The 23382-nt window shown below is 60.8% G+C and carries 19 protein-coding genes; 13 read left to right on the forward strand and 6 right to left on the reverse strand.

What is annotated here, in order from left to right; all coding sequences use genetic code 11:
• The first annotated feature begins 31 nt into the window (after positions 1-31).
• The 7 genes from J8C01_RS09285 (at position 32) to J8C01_RS09315 (ending at position 8050) form a co-directional block, all read left to right on the forward strand.
• Positions 32-841, forward strand: coding sequence for an ABC transporter ATP-binding protein (locus J8C01_RS09285; RefSeq protein WP_371821093.1), 810 nt, complete (start codon positions 32-34; stop codon positions 839-841).
• Positions 842-901: 60 nt separating this feature from the next.
• Positions 902-2158, forward strand: a complete 1257-nt coding sequence (locus J8C01_RS09290; RefSeq protein ID WP_211431724.1) for an ABC transporter permease — start codon at positions 902-904, stop codon at positions 2156-2158.
• Between the two features lie 92 nt (positions 2159-2250).
• The gene (locus J8C01_RS09295) at positions 2251-3738 is read left to right on the forward strand and encodes a DNA methyltransferase (protein ID WP_187288366.1); all 1488 of its coding nucleotides are present in this window, start codon (positions 2251-2253) and stop codon (positions 3736-3738) included.
• Entirely contained in the window at positions 3738-4847 is a 1110-nt protein-coding gene (locus tag J8C01_RS09300) for a hypothetical protein (protein ID WP_211431725.1), read from the forward strand. Before J8C01_RS09295 ends, J8C01_RS09300 begins: the two co-directional genes overlap by 1 nt.
• A 253-nt stretch (positions 4848-5100) precedes the next feature.
• Positions 5101-5550: a methylmalonyl-CoA epimerase gene (gene mce / locus J8C01_RS09305; protein WP_014100370.1), complete on the forward strand. Its 450-nt coding sequence runs from the start codon at positions 5101-5103 to the stop codon at positions 5548-5550.
• Positions 5551-5623: 73 nt separating this feature from the next.
• Positions 5624-6769 carry a peptidylprolyl isomerase gene (locus J8C01_RS09310; protein ID WP_211431726.1) on the forward strand — a complete coding sequence of 382 codons (1146 nt, stop codon included), beginning with the start codon at positions 5624-5626 and terminating at the stop codon, positions 6767-6769.
• A 96-nt stretch (positions 6770-6865) separates the two neighbouring features.
• Entirely contained in the window at positions 6866-8050 is a 1185-nt protein-coding gene (locus J8C01_RS09315; RefSeq protein WP_211431727.1) for an acyl-CoA dehydrogenase family protein, read from the forward strand.
• Between the two features lie 103 nt (positions 8051-8153).
• Here J8C01_RS09315 and J8C01_RS09320 read toward each other — a convergent pair whose 3' ends face one another.
• The 4 genes from J8C01_RS09320 to J8C01_RS15610 all read right to left on the reverse strand — a co-directional run bounded on the left by J8C01_RS09320 (position 8154) and on the right by J8C01_RS15610 (position 13683).
• Positions 8154-9329: a lipase family protein gene (locus J8C01_RS09320; protein ID WP_211431728.1), complete on the reverse strand. Its 1176-nt coding sequence runs from the start codon at positions 9327-9329 to the stop codon at positions 8154-8156.
• A gap of 145 nt (positions 9330-9474) precedes the next feature.
• Positions 9475-11556, reverse strand: coding sequence for a protein kinase domain-containing protein (locus tag J8C01_RS09325; protein WP_211431729.1), 2082 nt, complete (start codon positions 11554-11556; stop codon positions 9475-9477).
• 95 nt (positions 11557-11651) lie between these two features.
• Positions 11652-12692, reverse strand: a complete 1041-nt coding sequence (locus tag J8C01_RS09330; protein WP_014100375.1) for a 6-phosphofructokinase — start codon at positions 12690-12692, stop codon at positions 11652-11654.
• Positions 12693-12906: 214 nt separating this feature from the next.
• On the reverse strand, positions 12907-13683 hold the full coding sequence (locus tag J8C01_RS15610) for a J domain-containing protein (protein WP_014100376.1): 777 nt from the start codon (positions 13681-13683) through the stop codon (positions 12907-12909).
• A 220-nt stretch (positions 13684-13903) separates the two neighbouring features.
• Between J8C01_RS15610 and J8C01_RS09340 the strand changes: the two genes are divergently transcribed.
• Complete coding sequence (locus J8C01_RS09340; RefSeq protein ID WP_211431730.1) at positions 13904-14695, forward strand: SseB family protein; 792 nt, start codon at positions 13904-13906, stop codon at positions 14693-14695.
• Here the strand turns inward: J8C01_RS09340 and J8C01_RS09345 are convergent.
• Positions 14692-15648 (reverse strand): ROK family protein, encoded by a 957-nt coding sequence (locus J8C01_RS09345; protein ID WP_041569187.1) that lies wholly within the window; start codon positions 15646-15648, stop codon positions 14692-14694. The two genes, J8C01_RS09340 and J8C01_RS09345, sit on opposite strands and share 4 nt — an antisense overlap.
• Positions 15649-15786: 138 nt before the next feature.
• Between J8C01_RS09345 and J8C01_RS09350 the strand changes: the two genes are divergently transcribed.
• The 5 genes from J8C01_RS09350 to J8C01_RS09370 all read left to right on the forward strand — a co-directional run bounded on the left by J8C01_RS09350 (position 15787) and on the right by J8C01_RS09370 (position 21875).
• Positions 15787-16776, forward strand: coding sequence for a VWA domain-containing protein (locus tag J8C01_RS09350; RefSeq protein WP_014100379.1), 990 nt, complete (start codon positions 15787-15789; stop codon positions 16774-16776).
• Between the two features lie 141 nt (positions 16777-16917).
• Positions 16918-18819: a molecular chaperone DnaK gene (dnaK, locus tag J8C01_RS09355; RefSeq protein ID WP_014100380.1), complete on the forward strand. Its 1902-nt coding sequence runs from the start codon at positions 16918-16920 to the stop codon at positions 18817-18819.
• Between the two features lie 104 nt (positions 18820-18923).
• Entirely contained in the window at positions 18924-19865 is a 942-nt protein-coding gene (locus J8C01_RS09360; protein ID WP_041569188.1) for a DnaJ C-terminal domain-containing protein, read from the forward strand.
• 23 nt (positions 19866-19888) lie between these two features.
• The gene (locus J8C01_RS09365) at positions 19889-20326 is read left to right on the forward strand and encodes a MerR family transcriptional regulator (protein ID WP_081464886.1); all 438 of its coding nucleotides are present in this window, start codon (positions 19889-19891) and stop codon (positions 20324-20326) included.
• A gap of 34 nt (positions 20327-20360) precedes the next feature.
• Complete coding sequence (locus J8C01_RS09370; RefSeq protein WP_014100383.1) at positions 20361-21875, forward strand: phytoene desaturase family protein; 1515 nt, start codon at positions 20361-20363, stop codon at positions 21873-21875.
• 23 nt (positions 21876-21898) lie between these two features.
• On the opposite strand, the gene J8C01_RS09375 is transcribed toward J8C01_RS09370, so the two are convergent.
• Positions 21899-23359, reverse strand: a complete 1461-nt coding sequence (locus J8C01_RS09375) for an alpha/beta hydrolase (protein ID WP_211431731.1) — start codon at positions 23357-23359, stop codon at positions 21899-21901.
• Between the last annotated feature and the right edge of the window lie 23 nt (positions 23360-23382).

A 23382-nucleotide genomic window follows, 5' to 3' on the forward strand; every position in this document is an offset into this window, starting at 1 on the left:
ATGGCGTGCGCCATGTCCAGCCACCAGCGCCATGAGTGCAGGGCTGTCCCCGGTAGCTTGGCCAAAGGCGGCGGCTTCCGGCACACTGCGCCGCATGATTGTCGCCGAGCAGCTCGTCAAGGTGTATCGTGACCGCAGGCGTGGCGAAGTGCGTGCCGTGGATGGCATCAGTTTCACGGTCAAGCCCGGAGAGATTTTCGGACTTCTGGGCGCCAACGGCGCCGGGAAAACCACGACGCTGCGTATGCTCGGCACGCTGCTACAACCCACCGACGGCACGGCCTATGTAGCTGGTTTCGATGTGCGGCTCGAACCGGAAAACGTCCGCGCCAACATCGGTTTTCTTTCGACGACGACGGCGCTGTACGGCCGCCTGACCGTCCGTGAAATGGTCGAATACTTCGGACGCCTCCACGGCCTTGACGAAACGACCCTGCGCCGGCGCATTGACGAGATTTTCACCACGCTGGATATGCACGACTTTGCCAAGGCGCGCTGTGACACCCTCTCGACCGGGCAGAAACAGCGCACCTCGATTGCCCGCTCGATCATTCACGAACCGTCCGTCATGATTTTCGACGAACCGACGACCGGCCTCGACGTGATGACCTCACGGACAATTGTCGGTTTCATCCGGCGCTGCCGGGATGAAGGGCGCACAGTCATTTTCTCGACCCACGTCATGAGCGAAGCCGAACGGCTCTGCGACCGCATCGGGATTGTTCACGCCGGGCGGCTCGTGGCCACGGGCACGTTGGCGGAACTGCGGCAACAAACCGGGGCCACGTTTCTGGAAGAGGTGTTTTTGCGGCTGGTTGCGCCTGACCAGCCGGACATGTGAACCCTCCGCAGCCGCCCGGACGAAACCCGGCCCGGCGAACGAACCGTAAAAAAACGCACCATGCCCAACGACCTGCCTGCTGTCTCCCGTCCCCCGGATGTGGCCCCCCGGCCGCAGTCGCGTCCCGTATGGCGACGCCTCTGGTTCATCTACGAGAAGGAAATGCGTGAAACCCTGCGCGACAAGCGGGTGCTGTTTGGCGTTTTCATCTCACCGCTGCTCATCACGCCGCTGCTGCTGGTGGTCATTGGCTACTTTGCTAACCGGAAGGCAGCGGAAGAAAGGGCGGAAGTCCTGACGATTGCGGTTGTGGGGGCACCTGCAATGCTCCAGGAAGCCTTGGCGCGGACGCCTTCAATTTCACTGCTGCTGGTTGAAGCTGCCCAGGAGGCCGATGCCCTGATTGCCCAGCGCAAGGCACGGGCGGCGCTCATTGCCCCACCGGAGGCTGAACAGGCATTGGCCAACAACCAGACGCTGGCGCTCGAACTTGTCTTCGACCCCTCCAACGAAAAATCCATCGCGGCCATGCGGCGGGTGCAGGACGCGCTGGAGGAGTTCAACCGCGCGACGACCGGCGAACGTCTGAAGCGGCTCAACCTGGACCCGTCGCTCGTGACGCCGACCACCCTGACCAAACGCAGTGTCGCTTCGGACAAAAACATCGGCGGTCTCATTCTGGGGGCGCTGCTGCCTTACCTCATCGTCCTGACGGCGGCTTTTGGCGGAATGACGAGCGCTTTTGACCTGGGCGCCGGTGAAAAAGAGCGTGGGACGATGGAAACGCTGCTGGTGTCACCGGCGACCCGTACGGAGATCATTCTGGGCAAGACCCTGACCATCATGACGGTCAGTTTTGCCTCGGCCCTGTTTACCATCATTGGACTGGTTGGCTCGTTTGCCATCGGGTTGAGTTACTTTGCGCAGCTTACACAGGGCAAAATTGCCATTTCCTACACGGCTGTTGCTGTCATGACGCTGGTGACGCTACCACTCACCCTGTTGACCTCGTCGCTGTTGATGATCCTTTCGGCCTTTGCGCGCAATCAGAAGGAAGCCCAGTCCTATTCGCTACCTTTCGTCATGGTTGTCATTCTGCCGGCCATGGTGTCGTTGTTCGTCGGGGATGAAAACCCGCTGGGGATGAGTCTCATTCCGCTGCTCAACTGTGCTCTGGCCATCAAGCAATCCCTGGCCGGCTCACTGACCGTCGGATTCTTCGGGCTGACCCTGCTTTCGTCCGCACTCTATGCTGCGCTGGCCATTGCCGCGTGCACGGCACTTTTCAATCGGGAGGAAATTCTGTTCCGCTCCTAGTGTCAGATATCCAGGTACCCATGGAAGCCTGGGTTGGGCAGACGAAGTCCATACATGCTTTACCTGTGGACGATACGCGAAGGATACCTAGTATGCAGCTAGCCTTTTCTATGTTCGCTGATTTTTTTACGGATCGTGGCACGGCAAAAACGCTTGCACGTCCGTCAGCATATCGCGGCCTTTACGCTTTTCACAAATACTGGGGGAAGAAACCCTCTGAACCAGTGCGTTATCTCATTCAGAATGTTTCCCCTAAACACGGACTAGTGGTCGATCCCTTTCTGGGATCAGGCGTTTCAGCAGTAGAAGCACTTCAGTTGAAACGCCGCTTTATAGGAGTGGATATCAATCCTGTAGCTGTCAGAATTGCGCGGCTGCTTGTCTCGCCCCCCTCGGTAAATGTCATAAAAGAAGCCTTTGCACGAGTTGCTTCGCATGTCAGGGATGCAATAATCGAGACTTACACAACGGCGCGAAAGAAGACAGCCACGCACTACATCTGGCGTAATGGTACCATGGAAATGGTGTGGCTAACGAGCGGAGAGAAGAGAGGTCGAGTAGAGCTACCACCTGACAAGCATGATTTGGCTCTCTCGGAGTGCTTTGCAGCATATCAGCCGCAACGCTTGCGGGAGCCACGATTCTTCACAAACTCCCGCATCAATTCATCCCCTTCACTTACACTAAAAGACCTGTTCACGGGCCGAGCGCTTCGCAACATCGAGTTGCTGTTGGCGGTAATTGATGACCTGCCAGAGGTGATGCAAGAACCGATGCGACTTTCACTTACAGCGGCCATCGGTCAGATGAGCAAGATGGTCTTTGCCATCACTAGCCGAGGCAAAACTACTGGCGCAAGCAGTAGTCGAATGGAGGTTGGCTCGTGGGTCATTGGCTATTGGCGGCCAGAGCAGCATTTTGAGGTCAATGTCTGGAATTGCTTCGAGCGCCGGGTACAGAAGCTCATCAAGGCGGTCGCTGAGTCCGAATCGGCTCGCGTCTCAGCCAAGGAAGGCACGCTTTCGGCAGTCTGCACTGGTTATACTGACTATGCGCTGCTGGCGGGAGACTGTCTGGCATTGCTCCCACAGATTCCTGACAAATCGGTTGACTTGCTCATAACCGATCCACCGCACAGTGACCGAATTCCATATCTTGAACTGTCAGAAATCTGGAACGTGATCCTCGGCGAAGAACCGTCATTTGAATTAGAAATCGTGGTGTCAAATGCCAAGGAACGCGCAAAAACACTGCACGGCTACAATCAGGCGATGTCGCAGTTTCTGGAAATTGTGAGTCACAAGCTGAGTAGCAGCGGGTTCCTTGTGTTGTTCTTCAACGCACGCACCAAGGAAAGCTGGAAGTTTCTGAACAACTTTGTGGTCAGAGCAAATGAGGCAGACATAGCGTATTGCGGTTGCTTCCCGCTGATCTATTCAGCAGCATCGGTCGTACAGGATAACCGGGAAGGAGCATTACGTACGGACTACGGGCTGGTGTTTGCCCGTACAGTGAACGCGGCTTACCCACTCGCCGATATTCCCGGATGGATGTTTACTCTGCCCACACCAAAAGAGTAATGATACCGCTGACTTTCGAACAAGCTGACGCTCTGTTCCGTCAAGACAAGTTGAACCAGCTCGTTGCTGATCCTGATGGCCGGCGTTTTCTAAAGCTGCGCTCCATGAGCCGCCCCGAGTACCTCGAACGCCTCTTCAAATCGGCAGGCATAGAACGACCGAACATCGGCTCACGCCAACTTTTTGCTGACGCATTCAGCGCTGAAATCAGTGTTGCCACGATTGAGACGTGTATCCGAGAAATCTACCGCGAAGAGCGCGAGCGACGTCTTGCCAACGAAGCGGAGCTGGTAAACCAGCTTTACCGGGTTCAGGAGTTTAATTGGGGCGGCCTTCACCAGAACAGTCTGGAAAAGACGATCGTAGATAATTACGTGAAGAAAATCACTAACTATAAGGTTCTTTGTCAGCACATTGAGAACGAGCTGCTCACGAGTATGCGGAGCTATGTGATCTGCTCTTGGTATAACCATTGGACATCTATCATCATCGAAGACATCTTCAAAGTTCATGAAAATGTGCTGCCTGCAGTGGGATTGGTGAAGAAGATTGATTTCTTCGTCCACGATACACCGTTCGATTTGAAGGTAACATATTTACCTGAAGGCTACCTCTCCCGGAAGCGCAAGGTTGCAAGACAACGGCCGGAACTAACGCTGTTGAAACAAGCGGCACGGGAGAACGGCATCCCCATCGCCGCTGATTTGGCTGATGCCGCCTTACTCCAAGACCTGTGGACCAAAGTATCGGATCACCCATCCAGTACGTGCAAGGAACTGGTCGCGGAGCTTCAGAATTTTCGTAATGAACTGGTCGACGAGATCGAACAAGACCCAACGGACGTCATTCGCTGGCTCTACGAGAATCAAGGAGAACGTCGGTTTGATGCGTCGAATAGGCTGTTCCTTCTACTTGTTGATCAGCGGAACTACTTCGATTCGTGGAAACTGAAACGGGCAAAGCACCTTATGGAGAAAAAGATCAACGATTACTTGAATAGCTGTGGAAACAGTCCCGGGCAACGGATTGAGTTCGATTGGAAAGGCGAGCGCTATTCGACCGTCTCAAACGTGATAGTTGTTCGTCACGATTTAGCCCAACAACGGTAGATAGCGGACGGCGCTCCGCGCTGCCCGCTGATGCTGAGCGCTGGGCTGGCGGGGTATGCTGCAAAGCCAAAGCCTTTTGCGGCGTGGGCCAGTTGTAACAGGCACGAGGCACTAGCATTTGTGGGCGGCTCCGTGCAACATGGGCGACTGACACGAAAACTGCGCGGCCGCCCACATCACCAGCCGGTGCTGAACACGGCCCGCTGCTCCAGCATCACCTTTGTCCACAGTTGTTGGCCCCAAGGAAATCCCCATGAAGATTGACCATCTTGGCATTGCCGTCGAATCCATCGAGCAGGCGCTGGCTTTCTACCGTACGGCGCTGGGACTGGAACTGACCCACACCGAAGTCGTCGCCGAACAGGGTGTCAAAGTGGCGATGCTTCCGGTCGGTGAAAGCCGCCTGGAACTTCTGGAGCCGACAGGTTCCGATACGCCCGTCGGGAAGTTTCTGGCCAAGCGCGGCGGCGGCATCCACCACATCTGCCTTGGCGTGGATGACCTGGAAGCTGTCCTGAGCCGCCTCAAGGCGCAGGGTATCCCGCTCATTGACGACAAGCCACGGGTTGGGGCCGAAGGGTGTCTCGTGGCCTTTGTCCATCCCAAAGGCACGGGTGGGGTACTGGTCGAACTGTCCCAAAAGCAGCCACAATCACTATCTTCCACGGAAGAAACTTCATCGGCCGCCACCCATACAGTTTAGCTGGCCTGGCCGGGGTTGGCGCAGCGACTGCCGCTGCCAACCAACCGGCCTGGCTGAGGAATGACATCGTTTTATGAAAAAATCACTCATCATCTTTACCGTCGTGTGCTTTCTGGCCACCGGTGCACTGGTTGCCCAGAACTACCTGACCAAACCCCAGCCTTCCCTCAATCTTACGACCGAAGACATCAATGCCTTTCTGGCCCAGCTTCCAGACGCCAACCTGGAAGGACTGCGCTCCGATCCCAAAGGCAAGGAACTCTTCCGCCAGCAGATTGCCCGCTCCCTGGCCATCGTGGCGGAAGCCGAGCAGCGTGGACTGTTCCAGAAGCCCGAAATCAAGAGCCAGCTTGACATTGCCTACGCGCAAATTGTCGGTGAACTGTGGAAACGCCGCCCCGAAGCTCAGGAAAAACCCATCACCCCACAAGACGTTGCTGCCTTTTACCGGGAAAAACCCACGGCCTTTGAAGATTTCCTGGCGCAGAACCCACAGTACCGCCAGGCGCCCAAAATGGATGAGCTGAAGGAAAAGTACGGTGAGTTCCAGGTGGCCCGGATGCGTGGTGAGGCAGCCGGCATCAACAAGACACCGACGTTCCAGCTTCAACTGCGCCTCGTGCAGGCCCAGATCGTTGGCAACGACATCATCACCAAGCTCCAGGAAGCCGCCAATCCCACGGATGAGGAAATCGAAGCCTACTACAAAGCGCATCCAGAGGAATTTGAGGAATACAAAGCCAGCCACATTCTGATCTCCACTCTGCAACCGCCCACGGGACCTGACGGCAAGCCAACCTCGAAAAAGCCCCTCACTGAGGAAGAAGCCTTGGTAAAAGCCGAAAAACTCATCAAAGAGCTTCAGGCCGGTGCTGATTTCGCCAAGTTGGCCGAACAGCAATCCGATGATCCCGGCTCGAAAAAACAGGGCGGCGATCTGGGCTACTTCCGCGAAGGCATGATGGTGCAGCCTTTCTTTGAAGGCGTGAAGGCGCTCCAAATAGGGTCTTTCTCAACCACCCCCGTCAAGACCCAGTTCGGCTATCACATCATCAAGCTGCTGGATAAACGCACCAAAACCATTGACGAGCCGCTCAAGCGCGAAATCACCGAGAAGCTCCGGCAACGCAAGGTCGAAGCCAAGCTCGATGAGCTGGTCACGCGCTACGGCATCGTTGTTCCCGCAGATTTCACGATTCCCCCGGCGCCAACCTCATAGCCCCCGCACTCGTAAACCTGCGCGATTTCAGGCCGGCTGGCAGCGACAAGCTTTGTCCGGCCAACGTCTCAAACCTACGGCAAGGAGGCAGCCCCGATGCAATTCACCGAAGAACACCAGCTTTTCCGCAAGACGCTCCGCGACTTCATTGAAAAGGAAATCAACCCGTACGTTGACCAGTGGGAAAAGGACGGGATATGGCCCGCCCATGAGGTACTCAAGAAAATGGGCGACCTCGATTTTCTGGGCGTGAACTATCCACCTGAGTATGGCGGCCTCGGTCTGGACTACTGGTACAACGTCATCCGGGCCGAAGAACTCGGCCGGATTCCCTGCGGCGGCGTACCAATGGGCATCACCGTGCATACGGACATGTGTACGCCGGCGCTGGCTGAGTTTGGCTCCCACGAACTCAAAAAGCGCTTCCTGGAACCTGCCATTCGCGGCACGCAGTTGGGCGCCATTGCGGTCTCCGAACCTGATGCTGGCTCGGATGTCGCCCGCATCCGCACCCGCGCAGAATCCGACGGCGACCACTACGTGATTACCGGCAACAAGATGTGGATTACCAACGGCACCCAGGCGGACTGGGTTTGCCTCCTGGCGCGAACCTCACCCGGTGAATCGTATGAGGGTATGTCGCTCATCATGGTGCCGACCGACACGCCGGGTTTTATCGTCAGCCGCAAGATTGAAAAACTGGGCAACTGGTCTTCGGATACAGCCGAACTGGCCTTTGAAGGCGTCCGGGTTCCCAAATCCTTCCGCATCGGTGAGGAAGGGCAGGGGTTCAAACTCCAGATGCAGCAGTTCCAGAAAGAGCGCCTCATTGCCGCTGTGACGTGCTACTCCGGCGCTGAACGCATTGTCAACCTGACGAAGAACTACCTCAAAACCCGCAAGACCTTCGGCAAGCCGCTCATTGACAACCAGTACATCCAGTTCCGCCTGGCCGAGGTTGTCACGGAAATCGAATGTCTGCGCCAGCTTTGCTACTACTGCACGGAAAAGCTCATTGCCGGACAGGATATGACCCGCGAAGCCTCGATGGCCAAGCTCAAGGGCGGGCAGCTTGTCCGCCTCGTCGCCGATGTCTGCCTCCAGTTCCACGGCGGCATGGGTTACACCGAAGAATACCCACTGGCACGTTACTTCCGTGATTCGCGGCTGTTTCCGATTGGCGGCGGCGCGGACGAAATCATGATGGGCATCATCGCCAAGTACGAAGGCTTTTACAGCGAGCGTCCACGTCCCGCGACGAAAGCGGCGACGGCATCGTGAGCCTTGGCCGGGAATCACCTTACACCATGACACAACGCGGGGTGGCTTCGATTGAAGCCACCCCGCTTGCTCTTCTGCACCCAGGCGTCTTCGGATGCCGGGACTAGCCGCGATAATCAGGCAGGATGACGTTGCGATCCACTGCGGCCGGATTCTGTATCCAGTCCTGCATCCGGCGTGCAACTTCAGGATTGCCGTTCGGGCCAAAGTAGTTCAGGTGCTGGGGAATGCCAAACCCATCCCGGACGAAGTTGAAGAAGTCGATCACATTCCCGCGCCCAAAGGCATCGCGGTTGGCACCGAAGTACTGGCTGACGATGTCGCTCCGGTGGGCGATGGAAGTGACGTTGACAGCCGCCGGAAAGTCATTCGCGTTGGCTGCGCCACCCAGCGTCATGACCTGCACGCGGGCAAGCATCTGGTTGGCCGTAGCAGAACCATGCCGCCGCACAAGTTCCTGTTCGACCATGCGGAGCGCCTCGGCGCTGATGGCAGCCCCCTGGCTGTAGCCAATGACGCGCACCGGTTCGTTCGGATAGTTGGCAAGCTGCGACAAGATCATATTTGCCTGCGTCTGGGCCGCTGGTGGGTTCTGGAGCGCATTCCGTTTGACCCAGTCGGCCGTCGCCGGATTGACCGTGGCTTCTGCCAGATACCGTGTCGTCCGACCGAGGATGAAGGCTTCCCGGTTGGCAGGGCTGATGATGTTCATGGCCACCCGTACTGCCAGCGGCAGGTTGTTGTAGTCAGCTTCGGCGCGCGCCCGCGCCTGGCGGGTGTGGTGTGCCAGAGACACCCCGGCGGCCACGGCTGGGTCGGAGTTGTTATAGACCATCTCGACCGGTCGCCCAGTCATCCGGGACATTTCCTGAGCAAGGCTCGTTGCGCCTGCAAAGGGGGTGCTGATGCCGTTGACGACAATGACCGGCGGCCCAGCGTTGGGATTGACGCCCGGCGCCGTCACCCGAAAGGCTGCGCCGTTGAGGTGGCTATCCGCGGACAGGGGTGACACCCGTGGTGGCGCAGCCGGGTTGGGGCGCGCGCCAGTGATAGGCCCGGTTGGGAAAATCCGGGTGGGCGTCGCCGTCGCGGCCGAGGCCGCCAGGATTTGTCCCTTGCGAAGTGCACCGGCGGTCTGAAGTTCGCCCAAGCGGGTCGTGTTGGCCGGCGTGGCGGCCGCAGTGACTGGTGTTGCTGGCGGTTTGCGCGGGGTGGAGACCTTCGGTTGTACCGCTGGGGTGAGCGAAGCTGGCCGCTGGGATTGAATCCGGTTCGTCATAGGGGCAGGTTCCTCGGCAAGACCACCTGGAGCTTGACCAGGGGGAAGTCGTTATGATGTCGTATTCGCTCAGGTTATCGGAGCCGGGCCGGCGTTGTTGCGTCCGAAAGGTTGGCAGTTTCAGAAATGTTGCCCCGACAGAACCCTAGCGCCGGTACTGGCGAAGCGCCCGCGCCAGTTTTTGATAGTCCTTGTTCTGGGGGTCAAGCTGAGTAGCGCGTTCGGCGGCTTCGGCGGCTTCCGCATATTTCTTTTCAAAGAAGGCGACGACGGCCAGTTGAGCATAGACCATCCCACGTTCCCGGTCGGTCTTGATCGCGTTGTCCTGCATCAGCTTTTCAAGCTGCTCACGCGCCAGGGCATACTGCTGACGATCAATGAACAACTCGGCCAGGACGAGCCGGGGTGAGACTTCCAGACTTTTCCGGGTTGCCGTGGATAACGCCCACCGTGCTTCCATTTCAGCTTCGTTTGACCGCGCCGCAAACTTGCGTTTGTTGGAAAAGTATTGTTCGGCATAGATCTGCGCCAGGTTGCCGTGGGCGTAGCAGGCATATTCCGGTTCGGGATCAAGTTCCAGGCAACGCTTCTGATTGGCAATGGCCTCGGCCACTTTTCCCTGGCGGTATTGCAGCACGCCCAGGTTTTGGTAAGCCGGCCCGTAATTCGGGTGGGAGCGCAGCACGGCATAGACGATGTCTTCCGACTCCACGAAGCGTTCCTGCTCGAACAGGATTTCCGCCTTTTCGATGCGCAGTTGGGGCGAAGTCGGATTGGCCGCCAGCGCCTCATCCACCAGGCGCAGCGCCGACTCGTAGTTGCTGACTTCGCGCAACGAACGTGACTGCTGCAGGATGGCCGCTACATCCTTTTCAACAGGAACCGGCCCTGGGTCGGTTCTCACGTAAAAGACATACAGACCGACGCCAACCACAAGGGCGAGCAGCACGATTCCCACCCCGGCCACGAGTCCGCCAATAAGCCAGAAATTGGTTCTCGCTGCACCAGACGGGGTGGTGAGGGGTGGGCGGGCCGCGGGTGTGGGGAGTGTCGGAGACAGAGGGATGGCCGCCATCGGCGGCGGGGATGGGTTGGGTTGCACAACCGTGCCCGACGAAACCGGCGACACACCGGGCATACCCGGCGGACGGAATCCCTCGTGGGGAGCCGGCTGTGGTGGCTGTGCCGTGGCCGGCGCTGAGCCACCGGCAGTGGAAACCGTCGCCCCCTGATACTGGGTGGGCACACTCCCCGGCGGCGGAGAGGTCACCGGCTGGGTGCTCTCCATCACTACCAAAGCTTTTTCGAGCTGTGCGGCAAAAGCCCCGGCCGAAGCCGGTCGGTCCGCCGGCAACCGTGCCAACGCCTGCCTCACAACTCCCTCAATAGCGGCCGGAACAGCCACGTGTGGCGCTGCAACAGACATTGGACGGGGCGGCTCCGACAGCCGGGCGACCATCTGGGCCTGCATCGAATCCCCGGCAAAGGCCCGGGCGCCGGTCAGCATTTCGTAGGCGACAAGCGCCAGAGAATACACATCCGAACGGGCGTCCAGCGGGCTGCCCATCACCTGCTCGGGCGACATGTAGTGCGGCGTCCCGACCACAAAGCCGACTTGGGTCATCGGCACAACGCTTTCCTGTCCGCCAACGGCCTTGGCAATCCCAAAGTCCACGACCTTCACCCGGTCGCCTTCCATGACCATGATGTTGTCGGGCTTGAGATCACGGTGAATGACGCCCAAGTGATGGGCCGCATCCAGAGCCGAAGCCACCTGGCGGATGATGTTCACCACCCGCGCCAGCGGAAGAGGTCCTTCCCGCTGCAGCAGCTTCGTCAGCGACTGTCCCTGGATGTATTCCATCGCCAGGAACGTCACGCCGGATTCCGTCTGTCCAAAATCGTGGATGACGACGGCGTTCGGATGGTTGATGCTGGCCGCCAGCTTGGCCTCCCGCAAAAAACGGCGTCCGGCGTCGGCATCGGCCGCCTCCGGGCGCAGGACTTTCACGGCATCAACCCGCCCCAGGGTGCGGTGGCGCGCCGCATAGACACTCCCCATGCCACCTTCGCCCAGTTTGGACAGGACTTCATACCGCCCGGCCAACACCTGCCCAATGAAGGGATCATCCGGGGCAGCCGTCACTGAAACCAGAGTTGCGCCATCGTGTGGACAAAACTGGGCATTGTCCGGGTACTCGGTCCCACAGGTTGGGCAGCGTTTCATCGGTCGTCGGGGCCTCGCCTGAAAACATCGTGCTCACGGATGGCACGGGCGCGACGCCCGACCACCCGGCTGCATCTACAGATCAGGCACGAAGTTTACCCGAAGAAGACACGTGCTGTCTCATACAGTTCATCATCCAGACGTTTGATGCAGGAAACGGCCTGTTCAATCGGCACGGAAACCATACGCATGCCCTGAAGCGCCGCCATACAGCCAAACTCGCTGGCGCGCACCATGTCCACGGCCTTGACACCCAACCGGGTTGCCAGCAAACGGTCATAAGCCGTCGGCACACCGCCACGCTGCGTGTAGCCCAGCACCGTCACCCGCGTTTCGATGCCTGTCAGTTCCTCAATCTTCCGCGCCAGCAGGTGCCCGATGCCTCCCAGGCGGGTGTGCTGAAAGACACGTTCCTTTTCTTCGGGCGTGAGAAAGTCCTCGTCGGGATGCGGATGGGCATCCTCGGCCACAACGATGATGGAAAAAAACCGCCCCAGCGACTTCCGGTGATTGAGAATCTGGCACACCTCGCTGATCCGAAACGGATGCTCCGGGACGAGGATGATGTCGGCGCCGCCAGCAATCCCGGCCCCGGCCGCAATCCATCCGGCATGGCGTCCCATGACTTCAACTACCATGACGCGGTCGTGGGATTCCGCCGTGGTGTGCAGCCGGTCAATGGCCTCGGTCGCCACGGACAGCGCTGTATCGAAACCGAAGGTCATGTCCGTCCCGCACAGATCGTTGTCAATCGTCTTTGGTACGCCAACAATCGGATACCCATACCGGCGGTGCATCTCCAGCGCAGCGCTGAGGGTGCCTTCGCCGCCGATAACCACCAGCGCATCGAGTTCGTACTTGCGCCAGTTGGCACGTATCCGTTCGGCGACCTCGTCAGTTTCCAGGGGATTAACCCGCGACGTGCCGAGAATCGTCCCGCCCCGGGGCAGGATGCCCGAAATGGAATACCGGGTCAGCGGCTCAACCCGCCCGTGAATGAGACCGTTCCATCCCTGATGAATGCCCAGCACCCGTATCCCGTACTGCATGGCGCGACGGACAACGGCACGCAGCGCGGCATTGAGTCCGGGGGCATCCCCACCACCGGTCAATACACCCAACGTACGAACTTCCATGACGCTCCCTTTCCCTGTTCATCCCGAAGTTGCCAGGCGCAGAGGACACCCAGGCCGGCATCCCGCCACACACGCCGTCACTATAGCAAAGCACGAGGGGCATTTCGTTTCACCAGCGTGACATTTCGCACATTTGATCCCATGCCACGGCCGTCCAGGGACGGTCACACACCCGTCGGCAGCCGGTGCGGCCAACCATTGCCCCACAGCACCATCAGATGCGGCGCAGCGCCTGTTCCCAACGGTGCAGGGTGCTGAGCAGCAACAGCGTGATCGGCGGAAACAGCAGCCCGTCGTGGATGGCATCAAACACCGGGAACGGCGCGTTTGGACGCCGGTTGACCAGCGTCCCCAGCCAGTACCCCATCACCAGCGCCGAAGCGTAACCGGCCAGAAGCAGACCAACGACGGCACTGCGGCTGAAGGGCTGCGCCGGGACGGAGGGCGCAGTCACGGAAAGCAGGGTCTGCCGGTAGGTGTAATGCTCCAGCATCACCCACAGCCGCCGTCCCAGAAACCACAGACTGAATAGGCACGCACCCCACAGGATGAGTCGTACAAAAAGATCATCCGGCCCCAACAGCAGGGAGGGCTGAACGGCCGTGGCCGCCAGCGTGGAAAACCAGCCCACGACGACAAACAGCACGGCTTCCGCCCGAAACGCAGCCTCCCGGCGCTCGGCTTCGAGCATGTCATTGATGATGCTTTCGATGCGAATCTTGTAGGCCCGCGCCCGCGCCGCCCGCCGCCGCCGGCTTTCACGCGGATGTGGCGGAGGCGGCGCCACCGACTCGCCCCGGTCATACCGCGCCCGCAACTCCGGGTTGCCCAGCACCCGGTAGGCCGCCGTGATGTCCGCAAAGCGCGCGGCCGCATCCGGCAACTGGCTTACGTCGGGATGATACAACCGCGCCAGCCGGCGAAAAGCAGACCGGATTTCATCCGGCGAAGCCTCACGGGACACGCCCAGGGTTGCGTAGAAGTCCCCCATAACGCCACATGCGAGCCACAGGTGAATTTTGGGTTCGATACGGGCGAATCCTAGCGCAACCGGATGGCATCGGCCGACAGCTTTGCACCTGGCACGCATCACGGTTTTCCACCCGGCCGTTTCGCCTTTTTCCAACCATCCAGTACACTGAAGATGTACCCGTCACCGGCCCTTACGCCTGCCTGACGCCAAAACCCATTATCCGGGGAGAACCTGCCCTATGTCTCTGCCTGATGCCCGAACGGCTGTGTGTGAGCACCTGGCCGGACGGTTGTCGTCTGCAACGCTGTTCCGCAGCCTTATGGCGCATCCCGACTGGCACGTGCCGGTGTACGCCAGCTCCGAGGGTGAAGCGGCCGTGATGACCTTTGTGGATGCCGCCGGAGCGCGCTGGATCAAGGTGTTTACCGACCTGGCTGCCGTCGAAGCCTGGGCTGAACAGGGCGGTGGGGTTCCCGGTCAACAGTGCGTCGTCACGGACGGTGCCAACCTCTTTGGCGCTCTTGAGGACACCCTGGCCGGTGTCGAAATCAATCCCGGCTTGCCTGAAGGCGTTCACTACCAGCAGCAGCATCTCCCGCTCCTGCGCCAGTGGGCCCGGATTGTGGAACTCGAAAGCGCCCTAGAAACGATTGACACGGGAGAGACCCCCATCGGGTTGCTGCGCGACTATGATGCTTATGTGATTGTCCTGAAGCGAACCGGCCCCGACACCGCCCAGTTGGTGCTGGCCCCTGACGCCGACGGCCGTCTGCTTGCCGCCGTCTTCACCGCCGAGGACACCCTGGCGGCGTTCTTTGACCAAGTGCTCGCTACGGCCGACTTTGAGCCAATTCCGGTACGGGTCAACGGCAGGCAACTTTTCGGACAACTCCAGGCACTGAACCTTGACGGACTGGTGTTCAACTGCAGCGGCCCGATACCACCCCGCGCCTTTGGCAGACGGCTGGCGGACTATGTTCTCACACCGGACAACGGACCCGCCCGCCAGTCACAACCAGGTGACCACTAGGCTGCCGTGGACAACGCCTCCTGACGGGCGGCTTGGGCAGCCCCCACCGCCGCGCCCACCGTGGCCGGCAGCAAACGACACACGGCCAGCGCCGAAGGTGCTGTCCGGCGCTCGACTTCCGCACGGATTGGAGCCAGCAGAACCTCGCCAGCGGAAACCAGGTCGCCCCCAATGATGAGCAGCTCAGGATTGAGCAGGTTGATAAGGCGTGCTGCCGCTATGCCCAGGTGAACTCCGGCGCGGGCAATGATGACCTGTGCCAGCTCATCCCCCAAGCGTGCCATGGTGAGCAGGTCCTCAAGGCCAATTTCCCGGTCCCGTGGGATGCCGCGCCGGGAGAGCGAAGAAGTACGATCACGGTACATCCGCTCTTTGGCCCGCCGAATCAGCCCTTCGCTGCCGACCCGTTCCTGCAGGGTGAGGTCGCCGTCCACGTCCACCGAATCGTAACCAATGGCACCGGCAATCCCCGTTGCTCCTGTCCAGAGCTGCCCGGCGTGGAGCATGGCCGCCGAAAGTTCCGGTCCGACTTCAACATAGACCACTGTCTGGCAGCCCTGGGCCACGCCGCACCGGTATTCGCCGAGCAGAGCGGCTGTCGCCCGCGAGACCAGACGGGCCGTTCCCAGGGCACCGCACGGCCGAAGCTCATCCAGGACCACGGACGACCAGAGCGTGTTCGATTCGCACCGGTCGGTCGCCCGGTTGAGATTGCCCGGCAACGCCAGTCCGACACCGCCAAACAACGCCGGATCGGACTCAGTCGCCGCCAGTTCGGCGACAAGGGCACGCACGGCAGCCACAGCTTCCGCTGGCGCATGCCCGGTCAGCGGTCGCTGACGCTGCGTGATGACTTCCCCGCTCGCTTCACAGACAATGCCCCGGAGAAACGTGGCCGCGCACTCTATCCCAATCCACAAGCGCCCGTCTGTCGCGTCTGATGTGTGTACCATGGTGCTAGTATTGCCTACGCCAAAAGGAGTTGGGGACATCCGACGCGGCACGTGCCGACATCGGATACCCAGCATAGCAAACGGCCGGGCCGGCCACATCAATCCCGAAAGTCCACACCGACCTTGGAATCCCTGCCTGTGAGACTGTCAAACCGCCTGACGCTATGCTCCGGCATCCGGCCGGAAAGGCTGCCCCGGCGCGCATTCCTGCTGCGGGCTGGCCTGGGGTTGCTGTGCGGACTGGGGCTGGGCCGGGATGCCTGCCAGCCTGTCTGGGGGCAATCCGGGCGGGTTGGAGACAGCCCAGTACCGTACCTCTCGCTCACAGTCATCGCCCAGGTGCCCACACCGGAAGCCCCGCCGACCCGCCTGACAACAACCGATCTGACCCTGTATGACGCCGGGGTGGAGCAGGTCATCGAAAGCATCGAGCCGGACCCATCGGCGGCCACCATCGTCTTTCTGGCCGATAACTCGGCCACGTTTCAGGTCGAAGTCGGCGATATGGAGCAGAAGGCACGTTCGCTCATCCGGGAACTCTTTACCGGCGACCGGCTGATGCTTGTCGGCTACGCCAAAGCGCCGGAAATCCTGTGCGATCTGACGGACGACGCAGCGCAGCTCGTTGCCGGGGCCAAGCTCTTCCGCAAAAGCTCCGTACCACACCTTTACGATGCGCTTCTGGCTGTAACCGAAGATGTCTTCCGCCCGGCGACGACCGTCAGCAAGCGCGTCATTGTCCTGCTGTCAGACGGCTACGACGAAAGCTCCCAAACCTCATTTGACGCGGCGCTGGCAGCGCTCCAGTCGGCAGACGTGGTGGTGTATGCCCTCCAGGCACCAGACCGGACGTACGGTGCGCCCCGCGCCAAACGGCTCGGCCCCAAGCCGGCCGAAGCCCTCCGGCGGCTGACCGAGGAGACGGGCGGGCGCAGCTTCAAGCTGGACGAAACCCAGGCAGCGGCGGTGCTGACCGATGAAGTACGGCGGCGCTGGTTTCGCCTGCGCTACCGTCCGCAAGGCGTGAACAGCACCACGGCCCGGCGGCTGTTCCTGGTGGCAGCCAGTGAGCAGGTGGTGCTGCGCACCAAGAAGAGCCAACCGCCGGCATCCACAATCCTGAAATAAGAAAAAGTTGACAACACCACACTCAAATCTTATAGTCCTGTACAGGACACGTCCAACGCCGGCCGGTGAGCGTCACAGCGCCCTCCAGCGGCGTTTGGTGAGCCTGATTTCAACGATTGTGTGGAGTGCAACAGGAAAGCCATGGGCAAAATCATAGGCATCGACTTGGGAACGACCAACTCAGTGGTCGCCGTGATGGAAGGCGGCGAGCCGGTCGTTATCACAAACTCTGAAGGGTCACGGACGACACCTTCTGTGGTGGCCTTTACCAAAGACGGAAGCCGCCTGGTGGGACAGGTCGCCAAACGTCAGGCGGTCACCAATCCCGAAAACACGTTTTACTCCGTCAAACGCTTCATCGGCCGGCGTTTCAACGAGGTCAAGGGCGAAATCAAGCAGGTGCCGTACAAGGTCATTGAAGGCCCGAACGGCGATGTGCGCCTGGTCGGCGGCGGGAAGGAGTGGGCGCCGCCGGAGATTTCCGCCATGGTGTTGCAGAAGCTCAAAACGGCGGCGGAAGACTACCTGGGGCAGCCCGTCACCGAGGCGGTGATTACCGTCCCGGCGTACTTCAACGATGCTCAGCGTCAGGCCACCAAGGATGCCGGCAAGATTGCCGGTCTCGAAGTCAAACGCATCGTTAACGAGCCGACGGCAGCGGCGCTGGCCTACGGGCTGGACAAGAAGAAAGACGAAACCATTGCCGTCTTTGACTTCGGCGGCGGCACGTTCGACATCTCCATTCTCGAAGTCGGCGAAGGCGTAGTCGAAGTCAAGTCCACGAACGGTGACACGCACTTGGGCGGCGACGACGTGGACGAATGCCTGATCAACTGGATCGTCAGCGAGTTCAAGAAAGACCAGGGCATTGATTTGACGACCGACAAGATGGCGCTCCAGCGGCTGAAGGAAGCCGCCGAAAAGGCCAAGATTGAGCTGTCGTCGGCGATGGAGACCGAAATCAACCTGCCCTTCATCACGGCGGACGCCTCCGGGCCCAAGCACCTGGTGATGAAGCTGACGCGGGCGAAGTTCGAGCAACTCGTTGACCATATTCTCCAGAAGACGCTTGAACCCTGCCGCAAGGCGCTCGAAGACGCCGGTCTGAAGCCCTCCCAAATTGACGAGGTGATTCTGGTCGGCGGTTCGACGCGCATTCCCAAAGTGCAGCAGATGGTCAAGGAGTTCTTCGGCAAGGAGCCGAACCGTTCGGTCAACCCGGATGAGGTCGTGGCCATCGGGGCGGCCGTCCAGGCCGGGGTGCTGGCCGGTGATGTCAAGGACCTGCTCCTGCTCGATGTCACACCGCTCAGCCTGGGGATCGAAACGCTTGGCGGCGTCAACACCGTCATGATTCCGCGCAACACGACGATCCCGACGCGCAAGAGCGAAATCTTCTCCACGGCCAGCGACAACCAGACCTCGGTCGAAATCCACGTTCTCCAGGGTGAGCGTCCCATGGCGCGCGACAACCGGACGCTCGGCATGTTCCGTCTCGTGGACATCCCACCGGCGCCGCGTGGCGTGCCGCAGATCGAAGTCACCTTCGACATTGACGCCAACGGCATCGTCAACGTCACAGCCAAAGACCTTGGGACGGGCCGCGAACAGAAGATTACCGTCACCTCCGGTTCGGGTCTGAGCAAGGAAGACATTGACCGCATGGTGCGCGAAGCCGAAGCCAACGCCGCCAAGGACCGCGAGCTGCGTGAACGCATTGAAGCCAAGAACAAGCTCGACTCCCTGATCTACTCCACCGAGAAGCTTATTGCCGAAAACCGCGAGAAGATCGCAGCGGCGACGCTTTCCGAAATCGAGGGGGTTCTGTCCGAGGCCAAATCGAAGCTCGAAACTGCATCGCTTTCCGAACTCAACAGCCTGTACGACCGCCTGACCAAAGCGACGTACAAGGTTTCGGAAGCTATGTACAAGGATGTGGCCGGTAGCCGTGCGGCCGGTGCTGGCACCAGCGGGACGGAATCCGGCAAGGGCGATGACAACGTGATTGACGCGGAATACGTGGACGTGGATGACAAACGCTAGGGACCTGCACGCCGGGGCTATCTCCTTGTGCCAGAACGGGCATAGGGGACGTGATGGCTCCGGCGTAACGGCCCGGTTCTTCACATGTGGTCACGGAGGCGACCATGGCGAAGCAGGACTATTACGCGACGCTCGGCGTTCCCAGAACGGCCTCGGCTGAAGAAATCAAGAAGGCTTACCGTCGGCTGGCGCGCAAGTATCACCCGGATGTCAATCCGGGTGACAAGGCCGCCGAGGAGAAGTTCAAAAGCATTTCCGAAGCATTCGACGTGCTCGGCGACGAAGAAAAGCGCAAGGTGTATGATCGCTTCGGCGTGTACACCGAAGCCCATGCCGAAGCCGCCAAACGCGGAGCCACCGGAAGCGGCATCCCCTTTGACTTTTCGACGTTTGACTTTGGCGGTGCTGCTGGCGGCACCTCATTCCGGGACATTTTCGCCGAGATGTTTGGTGGCGGCCGTGCCACCGGCCGGAGTCCCTTCCCGCAGGCCGGACGTGACATCGAACAGCCGGTCTCCATTACCTTCGAGCAGGCCATGGAGGGCGCCACGGTCAAGGTCACATTGCCGCCGATGGCCGGGCGACCGGCTGAAACCATCACAGCCCGTATTCCGGCCGGTGTGGACAACGGCTCCAAGGTGCGTATTGCCGGCAAAGGCTATCCCGGCGTCAATGGTGGGCCGCCCGGCGACCTCTACCTGGTGACCAACGTCGGGTCACATCCCTTTTTCACGCGCAAGGGCGACAACATTTACTGCACCGTGCCGATTACCGTGCCGGAAGCGGCGCTGGGCGCCAGAATCGAAGTTCCGACGGTCGGGGGCAAGGCGCAGTTGCGCATTCCACCCGGAACACAATCCGGGCAGAAGTTCCGCCTCCGCGAAAAGGGCTTCCCGGTGCTGCGCAGCCCCGGACAGCGCGGCGACCAGTTTGTGGAAGTCAAAATCGTCTTGCCGTCAGTCATCAGCGAAGAAACCAAGGAACTGTTGCGCCAGTACGAGCGCCTGAACCCGGAAAACCCACGCAAGTCACTCGGCGTCGAGTGACGTCACCTGTGCAGGACAAAGCCATGACGACACGCGGCCGGAAGCAGACCAAAACACGCCGATACTCGATTGGCGTCGTCGCTGAAACCTTTGGCATCCATGAACAGACGCTCCGCATGTACGAGCGGGAAGGCCTGCTTGTCCCCTCGCGCTCGGCGCGCAACACCCGTTATTACACCGATGCCGACCTCGAACGCCTCAAGTGCATTCTCAATCTCACCCGCGAGATGGGCGTCAATCTGGCTGGCGTTCAGGTCATTCTGGGGATGCGCGACCGGATGCAGGAAATGCACCAGAATATGATGGCTTTGCTCGACTACATCCGCGAACACATGGCCGACCATGCCGCCCACGCTCTAGTGCGCATGCCGCCCATGTCCTTGGTGCAGATTGAACCCATCATGTCGGAAAGGCACACGACCGTCCACGTTGTGGACACAGTGCACCACAGGCAGCCGTAGTCAGGACTGAAGCCGCATCCGTGGAGCAGCCTTCATGAAGGCCAAGCGTGTCATCATCGTCGGCGCCGGACTCGGTGGCCTGTCAGCAGCGCTGCACCTTGCCGCCAACGGCTTTCAGGTGACACTCCTGGAAAAAAATCCGACGGTGGGCGGCAAGCTCAACCGCATCGTGGCGGATGGCTACACGTTCGATACGGGACCGTCACTCGTCACGATGCCGGACATCCTCCGCGACACCTTTGCCGTCGCTGGCGCATGTCTTGACGATTACCTCACGCTTCAGCCACTTGACCCGATTTGCCGCTACCGCTGGCCCGATGGGGCACAGCTCGATCTTTCGGCCGATCTCTCCAAAACGGTCGCGGCGCTGCGCCGCATCGCCCCGGAAGATGAAGCCGCTTTTTTTCGCTTCCTGAGCTACGGCGCTGACCTTTACACGGCCACGGCACCGGTGTTTCTGTTCAGTGACTTTCGGAACTGGCGCCAGCTCTGGCAACGCCTTGACCGCCAGCTTCTGCGGCAACTGCCACGCCTGGCCACGCTCAAAACCGTTGCCGACCGCACGACGGAATTCTTTTCCAGCCCCTACCTGCGGCAGTTGTTCAACCGTTATGCCACCTACAACGGCTCCTCGCCCTACCGGGCGCAGGCGACGTTTTGCCTGATTCCCTACGTTGAGTTTGCCTTCGGCGCGTGGTACGTGGCCGGCGGGCTGTACCGCATTGCTGAAGCCCTGCTTCAGGTGGCGGCGGCGCGGGGCGTCACCATCCAGACGAATGCCCCCGTGGCCGAAATCGTCGTGGAAGGCGGGCGCGTCCAGGGGGTACGCCTTGAAGACAACACCTTGCTGGCGGCCGAGGTCGTGGTATCGAATGCCGACTCGCTCTACACCTACGCCAGACTGCTTCCCGGACTGCGGCGGCGCACCTACGATGACCGGCGGCTGGCGCGCATCGAACCATCCTGTTCGGGCTTCATCCTGCTGCTCGGTACGCGCCGCCGTTTTGACACGCTGGCCCACCACAACATCTTCTTTTCGGGCGACTATCCCAGGGAGTTCAGCGAAATTTTCGACACCCTGACGCCGCCCCGGGACCCGACGATTTACGTCTGCGCCACAAGCCGTACGGACCCAACCCAGGCCCCGCCCGGAGGCGAAAACCTGTTCGTCATGGTCAATGCCCCGGCCGTCTGTGAAGCTTATGACTGGGACGACATTGCCTCCGAATACCGGCACCACATTGTGGCGCGGCTGGAAGCTCTGGGACTGACCGGGCTTTCGGAAAGCATCGTGGTCGAAGAAAGGCTCACACCCAAGCGGTTTGCCGGCTGGTTCAACGCCCATCGCGGCGCCATTTACGGGCTGTCCTCCAACAGCCTGCGCAATGCCTTCTGGCGTCCGCCGATTCGGGCACAGGAAGTCCGGGGACTCTACTTTGCCGGTGGCGGAACGCATCCCGGCGGCGGGATTCCGCTGGTCCTGCTGTCGGGCAAGCTGGCGGCCGCGGCTGTGGCTGAAGACTTCGGACTGCCGTCCGCGACGGCCTGAGCCGAAGCCGCCTTCGCCCGGAGTCAGCTTCGGTTCTGACCGCGCACCAGCGCATCCATCCAGGCAAAAATATCCGGCAGCGCGTCGGGCACGACGAGCAGGTGTTCGGCTTCGTAGAGCTTGAACGTTGTGGGTGTTCCCTGCGCCCGGAGACGTTCGGCAAGCTGCTCCGAACCCGGACGTGAGAAGTCCTTTGTCCCGGCAGAAACAAAGGCCGGCACGGCTTTGAGGGCGGACAGGCTGCCAAGGGCACGGCCGGAAATGGGTGCAATACCGGCCAGGCGGTCGGCGTACCTGGCGGCCACCGCCAACGTCGTTGCTGCGCCGAGCGAGTGGCCGACGATGAACAGGCGCGTCGCCCTGGGGGCCACCAGTGCCGGCAGCCGCTCGATGACCGGACTGTAGTCATCCAGCGGACTCGTCACCCGTGGGCAAATCAGCGCCCAGCGCCGCGCGCGGCACAGGCGGACGATTTCGCCGTCGCCGTAGCTGTCAAAAAACATGTTTTCGCTGCCGCCCGCTCCGTGAAAGGCCACGACCACGACGGGCGCTTCCGGCACTGCCAGGGCGCGTACCGGAAGGGGTCCCTTGGCCGTCGGAACGCTCAGGAACAGCTCGCCCTGTCGCCCAGCGAGGGTCGAGGCCGCCGGTTTGGCGCGAAGCTGCTGCGCCATGGCTTCGGTATCCTGCAACAGCCGGACGCCGGGCACATCGGTCTCGGCCGGGGCGCTTTCGCGCATGGACTTGAGCATCGCCAGCCGGCTGGAGAGCGTGGCCAGGTCCACATCCAGCGCGTCAGGCGGGGGTGTTTTCGTCAACTCGGCCGTGGCGGTCTGCAAGGCGGCCAGCCGCCGGTCGAGATCGCGCGCCCGGCTGAGTCCAACACGCCAGCTCCGGCGTGCTGGTGCGTCCGGCGTCCCCACTACGATGTCGAGGCTTGTATCCGCTTCCTGCCGTGCCGGTTCACAGGCCACACGCACCCGGTGCGGCAAAGCAGCTTGAGGTGAGAGCCGGACGTTGGTCGTCTGCCGGCCAACCCGGAGTTGCAGCACCAGTTCGGGACGCGGCGCAGTGACCTCGTAGAGCGTGTTGATAACGACTTCACAGGCTGTTTCCCGCAGGTCGAGCAACGCCCGCGCCGGCGTGACGGACAAGGACATGGCCCAGCGGTCGGCCGCCTCCAGCGGCTGGTTGCCCAACGCCGCCGCCGTTTCATCGAGCACCTGGGCAACGGCGCCGGTATTGCCCGAAAAAAAGCCCAGCACGGCGGCCTGAACCCGTGGAATCGCCGCCGCGCGCCGCTCCGGGTCGCGGCACTGCATCCAGGCGCGTTCAAGGGCGCGGGTGCGCCGGCCCAGTTCATAACGTCCTTCAGCAAAACGGATGGGGCCCGACGGCCCCTGTACGGACGGCGCGGCCAGTACGACCCCGGCCAGCGCCAGACTCACCATCCCCAACATCACGCGCATTGGTTGCTTCATCACCAGGCATCCCACCTGTGGTCTTG

Source organism: Chloracidobacterium sp. D (genome assembly GCF_018304685.1).
Taxonomy (GTDB): domain Bacteria; phylum Acidobacteriota; class Blastocatellia; order Chloracidobacteriales; family Chloracidobacteriaceae; genus Chloracidobacterium; species Chloracidobacterium thermophilum.

Coding starts and splice junctions, on each gene's coding strand:
- J8C01_RS09345 (WP_041569187.1), bottom strand. CDS start 15,648: ATGGTACACACATCAGACGCGACAGACGGGCGCTTGTGGATTGGGATA.
- J8C01_RS09320 (WP_211431728.1), bottom strand. CDS start 9,329: ATGACGAACCGGATTCAATCCCAGCGGCCAGCTTCGCTCACCCCAGCG.
- J8C01_RS09295 (WP_187288366.1), top strand. CDS start 2,251: ATGCAGCTAGCCTTTTCTATGTTCGCTGATTTTTTTACGGATCGTGGC.
- J8C01_RS09300 (WP_211431725.1), top strand. CDS start 3,738: ATGATACCGCTGACTTTCGAACAAGCTGACGCTCTGTTCCGTCAAGAC.
- dnaK (WP_014100380.1), top strand. CDS start 16,918: ATGGGCAAAATCATAGGCATCGACTTGGGAACGACCAACTCAGTGGTC.
- J8C01_RS09315 (WP_211431727.1), top strand. CDS start 6,866: ATGCAATTCACCGAAGAACACCAGCTTTTCCGCAAGACGCTCCGCGAC.
- J8C01_RS15610 (WP_014100376.1), bottom strand. CDS start 13,683: ATGGGGGACTTCTACGCAACCCTGGGCGTGTCCCGTGAGGCTTCGCCG.
- J8C01_RS09365 (WP_081464886.1), top strand. CDS start 19,889: ATGACGACACGCGGCCGGAAGCAGACCAAAACACGCCGATACTCGATT.
- J8C01_RS09310 (WP_211431726.1), top strand. CDS start 5,624: ATGAAAAAATCACTCATCATCTTTACCGTCGTGTGCTTTCTGGCCACC.
- J8C01_RS09285 (WP_371821093.1), top strand. CDS start 32: ATGAGTGCAGGGCTGTCCCCGGTAGCTTGGCCAAAGGCGGCGGCTTCC.
- J8C01_RS09360 (WP_041569188.1), top strand. CDS start 18,924: ATGGCGAAGCAGGACTATTACGCGACGCTCGGCGTTCCCAGAACGGCC.
- J8C01_RS09340 (WP_211431730.1), top strand. CDS start 13,904: ATGTCTCTGCCTGATGCCCGAACGGCTGTGTGTGAGCACCTGGCCGGA.
- mce (WP_014100370.1), top strand. CDS start 5,101: ATGAAGATTGACCATCTTGGCATTGCCGTCGAATCCATCGAGCAGGCG.
- J8C01_RS09330 (WP_014100375.1), bottom strand. CDS start 12,692: ATGGAAGTTCGTACGTTGGGTGTATTGACCGGTGGTGGGGATGCCCCC.
- J8C01_RS09370 (WP_014100383.1), top strand. CDS start 20,361: ATGAAGGCCAAGCGTGTCATCATCGTCGGCGCCGGACTCGGTGGCCTG.
- J8C01_RS09290 (WP_211431724.1), top strand. CDS start 902: ATGCCCAACGACCTGCCTGCTGTCTCCCGTCCCCCGGATGTGGCCCCC.
- J8C01_RS09325 (WP_211431729.1), bottom strand. CDS start 11,556: ATGAAACGCTGCCCAACCTGTGGGACCGAGTACCCGGACAATGCCCAG.